The organism is Streptomyces sp. NPDC000880, assembly GCF_053599675.1.
Map to the genome: position 1 here is coordinate 1 of NZ_JBSFMS010000205.1, position 6,502 is coordinate 6,502.

Sequence of the window (6,502 nt, forward strand, 5' to 3'; positions counted from 1 at the left end):
ATCGACGACGTCCAGGTTATCAGCCCGTCCGGCGATTGAGGACAGCGCCCGAAGGGCCTACGGGGGTCTGGGGGCTTGCCCCAGTTCAGGAAGGGGCGGAGTGGGGAACAGGCGCCGCAGGCGCTAAAGCGTCGACCTCAGCCACTGCTCCACGCTCGCGATATGCACCGTCGCCCACGACCGTGCCGCCTCCGCGTCCCCGTCCCGCAGCGCCGCCAGGATCGCCCGGTGCTCACGGAGCGTGCGGCTCACCGCGTCCTCCTGCGTCAGACCGCGCCAGATCCGCGCCCGGGTGGTCGGCCCGGACAGCCCGTCGAGCAGCGAGCAGAGCACCGAATTGCCCGAGGACTGCACGATGCCGCGGTGGAACTCGAGGTCGGCGGCGACCAGCTCCTCCACCGAGGGCTGCGGCCCGAGCGCGTCCAACTGGGCACTCAGCTGGTCCAATTGGCTCTCGCTGATCCGGGTGGCGGCCATCGCGGTCGCGGCCGGCTCAAGGATGCGGCGTACGGCGAGGAACTCCAGCACCGTGTCGTCCCGGTGGAAGTCGACGACGAAGCTCATGGCCTCCAGGAGCAGCTGCGGGTCCAGACTCGTGACGTAGGTGCCGTCACCCTGCCGTACGTCGAGGATGCGGATCAGTGACAGCGCGCGCACCGCCTCACGCAGCGAGTTGCGGGACAGGCCCAGCTCGGCGGCGAGTTCGCTCTCCTTGGGGAGGCGGTCGCCAGGGCGCAGCGCACCCGAGACGATCATTCCCTTGATCTTCTCGATGGCCTCGTCCGTGACAGCCATGGGGCACCTCCATACATCCGATGTATCAGCCCATTATGCGTCCCAGGGGGGGTGGTCGGAGCCTCCTTCCGCACGATTGGGGCGATCGCCTCGGCGAATTGCTGGAGCGTTCGATCCGTTCTGCCCGACCGAGCCCCGAAGCGTCCACCGTGATCGACTGCGGATCGTGCCGGTACAGGGTGGTAGCCGAGGACGATGGCGTCCTCGATGGTACGGAAGGGGGTGTTGCAGCCTGCCTTGCCCTCCAGGTGCGGCCGCATGGCATGAGTAAGGGGCGGCCTCCCCGGAGTCCGCCCCTTACTCATCAACCGGTGTCAGCTCAACCGGTGTAAGCGCTTGACCGGTGTCAGTCCTTGCCGATGAGCAGCTTGTCGACCTTCTCGCGGATCTCGTCCGTCGCGAGGCCCCGGATCGTCAGCGTCGTACGGCGGCGCAGCACATCGTCCGCAGTCTCGGCCCACTCGTGGTCGCGCGCGTACACGACCTGCGCCCAGATCTCCGGTGCGTCCGGGTGTATCCGCTCACCGAGCGCCGGGTCGTCGTTGGCGAGGCGCGCGATGTCGAAGGAGAGCGAGCCGTAGTGCGTGGCCAGGTGCCGAGCGGTGTCCGCGGCCATCCGGGGGCCGGGCATTCCGCCGTCGACCAGCAGCCGGTGCGCGACCGCGTTCGGGTTTGCAATACCTGGCAGCGGGAGCTTCTTCGGCAGCCGCGAGATCGGCTCCATGTCGTCAGCCAGCGGCTGCCCGGGCAGGGCGGCCAGCTTGTTCATCACCGTACGGCCGATGTGGCGGAAGGTCGTCCACTTGCCGCCGGCCACCGACAGCATGCCGCCGCGGCCCTCGGTCACGACCGTCTCGCGCTTCGCCTTCGAGGTGTCGCCGGGACCGCCGGGCAGCACCCGCAGACCCGCGAAGGAGTACGTGATCAGATCGCGGGACAGCTGCTGGTCGCGGATGGAGAACGCGGCCTCGTCCAGGATCTGCGTGACGTCCTTGTCGTTGACAGCGACATCCGCCGGATCGCCCTCGTACTCCTCGTCGGTCGTGCCGAGCAGCAGCATGTCCTCCCAGGGGAGGGCGAAGGTGATGCGGTACTTGTCGATCGGGGTCGCCAGCGCGGCCTTCCACGGCGAGGTGCGCTTGAGTACCAGGTGCGCGCCCTTGGACAGGCGGATGGACGGAGCCGCGTTCGGGTCCTCCATCCTGCGCAGGTGGTCGACCCACGGTCCGGTGGCGTTGAGCACCAGGCGCGCGCTGACGCCGAACTCCGTGCCGTCCGTACGGTCCTTGAGGTCAGCGCCGGTCACCCGCCCCCTGGTGGAGCGCAGCCCGGTGACCTCGGCGTGGTTGAGCACGGTCGCGCCCGACTCGACGGCCGCGCGGACCGTCATCAGCGCCATCCGGGAGTCGTTCATCTGGTCATCGCCGTACACGGCAACGGCCTTGAGGTTCTCCGTACGCAGCTCGGGAACGTCACGCTGCGCCTTGGCTGCGCTGATCACATGGCCGACGCCGTCGCCGAAGGCGGAGAGCGCGGAGTAGGCGAAGACGCCCGCCCCGAGCTTTGCCGCGCCGTGTGGTCCGCCCTTGTAGACCGGCAGATAGAAGGTGAGCGGGTTGGCCAGGTGGGGAGCCACCTGACGGGATACCGCGCGCCGCTCGAAGTGGTTCTCCGCGACCAGCTTCACCGCGCCGGTCTGCAGATAGCGCAGACCGCCGTGGAGCAGCTTGGAGGAGGCGGAGGAGGTGGCGCCGGCGAAGTCTCCGGCGTCCACCAGAGCCACCCGCAGCCCGGACTGCGCTGCATGCCAGGCGGTGGAGATGCCCAGGATGCCGCCGCCGATCACCAGGAGGTCGTATGTCGCCTTGGCAAGCTGCTCCCGAGTTTCGGCGCGGCTCGGCAGGGAGCCGGAGGCCGGGTGCGTCCCTAGGGAAGGGACGCATTGCAGGGTGGTCATCTTGAATTACTCCTCGTCAGCGTCGTCTTCGAGCCAGCCCATGGTCCGCTCGACGGCCTTGAGCCAGTTCTTGTACTCGCGGTCCCGTTGGTCCGCTTCCATACGGGGGGTCCACTCGGCGGCCCGGCGCCAGTTGGCGCGCAGCGCGTCGGTGTCCGGCCAGTAGCCGACGGCCAGACCGGCGGCGTAGGCGGCGCCGAGGCAGGTCGTCTCGGCGACCATCGGGCGCACCACCGGCGCGTCCAGGAAGTTCGAGAGGGTCTGCATCAGCAGGTTGTTGGAGGTCATGCCGCCGTCGACCTTGAGCGCGGTCAGCTCGACGCCGGAGTCCTTGGTCATGGCGTCACTGATCTCACGGGTCTGCCAGGCGGTGGCCTCGAGCACGGCACGGGCGATGTGCGCCTTGGTGACATAGCGGGTGAGACCGGCCATCACACCGCGGGCGTCGGGACGCCAGTACGGGGCGAAGAGACCCGAGAAGGCCGGTACGAAGTACGCGCCGCCGTTGTCCTCGACCGACAGGGCCAGCGTCTCGATCTCGGCCGCGGAGTTGATCAGGCCCATCTGGTCGCGCATCCACTGCACCAGCGCACCGGTAACCGCGATGGAACCCTCGAGGGCGTACACCGGCTCCTGGTCGCCGATCCGGTAGCCGACGGTCGTCAGCAGGCCGTTGTACGAGTTGACGGGCTCGTGACCGGTGTTCATCAGCATGAAGGTGCCGGTGCCGTACGTCGACTTGGCCTCGCCCTCGGAGAAACAGGTCTGGCCGAACAGGGCCGCCTGCTGGTCACCGAGCGCCGAGGCGACCGGCACGCCGGCGAGCGCGCCGCCCTTGGCGGTCCCGTACACCTCTGCGGAGGAACGGATCTCCGGCAGCACCGCGGCCGGCACGTCCATCGACTGGAGGATCTTCTCGTCCCAGTCGAGGGTGTGCAGGTTCATCAGCATGGTGCGCGAGGCGTTGGTGACGTCGGTGAGGTGGCGGCCGCCGTCGACACCGCCGGTCAAGTTCCAGATGACCCAGGAGTCCATGGTGCCGAAGAGGATCTCGCCGCGCTCGGCGCGCTCGCGCAGGCCTTCGACGTTGTCGAGCAGCCAGCGGATCTTCGGGCCGGCGAAGTACGAGGCCAGGGGCAGGCCGGTCTCGCGGCGGAAGCGGTCCTGGCCGACGTTGCGGCCGAGCTCCTTGCAGAGCGCGTCGGTGCGGGTGTCCTGCCAGACGATGGCGTTGTGGACGGGCTCCCCGGTGTTCTTGTCCCAGAGCAGCGTGGTCTCGCGCTGGTTGGTTATGCCTATCGCCTTGACGTCGGCGGCGGTGATGCCGGCCTTCGCTACGGCGCTGTCGACGACCTCCTGGACTTTGGTCCAGATCTCGGCGGCGTCGTGCTCCACCCAGCCCGGCTTCGGGAAGATCTGCTCGTGCTCCTTCTGGTCGACGGAGACGATCCGGCCGTCCGTGTCGAAGACGATGCAGCGGCTGGAGGTGGTGCCCTGGTCGATGGCAGCGATGAACGGCCCTGTGGTGTGTGCGTCGCTCACGGATTGTGCTCCTCGGCTGTAGGTGTCGGTCGGCTCAGGCAAACGCGATGTTGTAGATCCCCGCGGCGATCGCTCCGCCGATCAGCGGGCCGACAACGGGAATCCAGGCGTAGCCCCAGTCGGAACCGCCCTTGTTCGGCAGCGGGAGCAGGGCGTGCACGATGCGCGGGCCCAGGTCACGTGCCGGGTTGATGGCGTAGCCGGTGGGGCCGCCGAGTGAGAGACCGATGCTGACGACGACGAAGGCGACGATCAGCGCGCCGAGCGTGCCGAGGCCCTTGCCGCTGTCATTGAGGCCCTGGGTGAGCACGGCCAGGACCAGCACCAAGGTGCCGATGATCTCGGTGGCGAGGTTCTGCCAGACGTTGCGGATCTCGGGGCCGGTGGAGAAGATGCCGAGCACCGGGCCGGCCTTCGGGGCGGCCTTCTGGTCGACCATGCCTTCCTCGTGCGGCGGCGCGGCGGTGATCTCCGGGTCCGTGAGGTGGGCGTGGAACTGCCCGTAGTACGCGACCCACACCAGGGCCGCACCGATCATGGCGCCGAGCATCTGTCCGGCGAAGTAGACCGGGACGTTGCTCCAATCCCCGTCCTTGATGGCGATGCCGAGGGTGACCGCCGGGTTGAGGTGGGCGCCGGAAAGCGTGCCCGTCATGTAGACCGCGGTCATGACCGCGAACCCCCACCCGAAGGCGATCGCCAGCCAGCCGGCGTTGTGAGCCTTCGAGCGCTTGAGTACGACGGCGGCGACCACGCCTCCGCCGAGCAGGATGAGTACGGCGGTACCAATTATCTCGCCGATGAAGATGTCGGAGCTGGACACCCGCGACTCCTTTGTCCTTCGTCCAGGGGAAGGCGAACCCCGGGTCCCACCGGTGGTCCGCGCCCTCAGGTGAGAGCGTTGCCGGCCCTGGCATGGCCACACTCTAACGCTTAATGCCGGTAGGTGTTCGGCAATGCCGACCGGTGAACGGAAGTTTTGCCCTCTTGTCAACACGACGTCAAGGGCTTGCGGCCGAGAGAGTCGATCGTTACCGACGATCCGGCAAAAGCCTCAAAAGCGCCCGGCGCCGAGGTCCCTGGAAACCGCCCTGGCGCAGTCCCGTACCGCGGCGACCAGCTCGGAACGGAGCTCGCCCGAGTTGCAGACCCGCTCCACGGCGCCCGTTACGGCGACAGCTCCGACCGGCATGCGGCGCCGGTCATGGATGGGCGCGGCCACCGAGGCGACGCCCTCCCACGTCTCCTCCACGTCGGCCGCCCAGCCCTGGGCCCGGGTGTGGTTGAGCACCGACTCGAACTCCTTCAGGCCCGTCACGGTCCGCGGGGTGAAGACCTTGCGCTCGACCTCGAGGACCTCGGTGTGCGCCACCGGGTCGTACGCCGAGAGCACTTTTCCCAGTGCGGTGGAGTGCAGTGGCTGCATGGCCCCCACCTCCAGGACCTGGCGGCTGTCGTCGGGCCGGAAGACGTGGTGGACGATGAGGACGCCGTGCTGGTGCAGCACCCCGAGGTGGACACTCTCGCCACTGGAGCGCGCCAGGTCGTCCGTCCAGACCAGGGCGCGGGCGCGCAGCTCATGGACGTCCAGATAGCTGTTGCCGAGCCGGAGCAGTTCGGCCCCGAGCTGGTAGCGGCCGGACGCCGGGTCCTGCTCGACGAAGCCCTCGGCCTGGAGTGTGCGCAAAATGCCGTGGGCGGTGCCCTTGGCCAGGTCGAGCGAGGAGGCGATGTCGGAAAGGCCGAGCCGGCGCTCCCCGCCCGCGAGCAGCCGCAGCATGGCCGCTGCTCGCTCGAGTGACTGGATGTTCTTCGCCATCTCTCGGCCCTTCTCGACTGCGGTTCGACAATGCTGAACACTATCGGTCGATGTCGACCTGGTCACCGCAGGGCGAGCCCTTCGTGGCCGAAAGCCATCACGTATGGGCCGGGGACATGATGCCGTCCGCCCGTGGGGGGACGTGTTGCCGTCCGCCCCGTGGGACGCCCGCCCCTTCGTCGGCCCGCCCGGTTACTCTGGCTCCGTGCGCCTTCCACCGGAAGACGCAAAGCCGACAGCCGTCGCATTCCAGGGAGCATATCCATGGCCTCGTTGCCGACCCCTTCCGCTGACAGCCGGACCCGAATCGAAGCCTTGCGTGAGGCCTTTGCTACCCGTGTGGTGGTGGCTGACGGGGCGATGGGCACGATGCTTCAGGCGCAGGATCC

At 68.5% G+C, this 6,502-nt stretch carries 5 protein-coding genes and 1 pseudogene; all 6 read right to left on the reverse strand.

Translation table 11 applies throughout. From position 1 onward, the window contains the following. Positions 1-123: 123 nt before the first annotated feature. Positions 124-795: a FadR/GntR family transcriptional regulator gene (locus tag ACWDO5_RS34780; RefSeq protein WP_450534534.1), complete on the reverse strand. Its 672-nt coding sequence runs from the start codon at positions 793-795 to the stop codon at positions 124-126. Then, a pseudogene (locus ACWDO5_RS34785) lies at positions 753-1,052 on the reverse strand (hypothetical protein); the annotation flags it as partial. The pseudogene ACWDO5_RS34785 and the gene ACWDO5_RS34780, both read right to left, overlap by 43 nt. 89 nt (positions 1,053-1,141) lie before the next feature. Continuing rightward, positions 1,142-2,752 carry an FAD-dependent oxidoreductase gene (locus ACWDO5_RS34790; RefSeq protein WP_450534535.1) on the reverse strand — a complete coding sequence of 537 codons (1,611 nt, stop codon included), beginning with the start codon at positions 2,750-2,752 and terminating at the stop codon, positions 1,142-1,144. 6 nt (positions 2,753-2,758) lie between these two features. Beyond that, entirely contained in the window at positions 2,759-4,294 is a 1,536-nt protein-coding gene (glpK, locus tag ACWDO5_RS34795; protein WP_450534536.1) for a glycerol kinase GlpK, read from the reverse strand. Positions 4,295-4,328: 34 nt separating this feature from the next. After that, entirely contained in the window at positions 4,329-5,117 is a 789-nt protein-coding gene (locus tag ACWDO5_RS34800; RefSeq protein WP_450534537.1) for an MIP/aquaporin family protein, read from the reverse strand. Between the two features lie 231 nt (positions 5,118-5,348). Beyond that, a complete protein-coding gene (locus ACWDO5_RS34805) occupies positions 5,349-6,113 on the reverse strand; it encodes an IclR family transcriptional regulator (RefSeq protein ID WP_450534538.1) in 765 nt (254 codons plus the stop codon). Between the last annotated feature and the right edge of the window lie 389 nt (positions 6,114-6,502).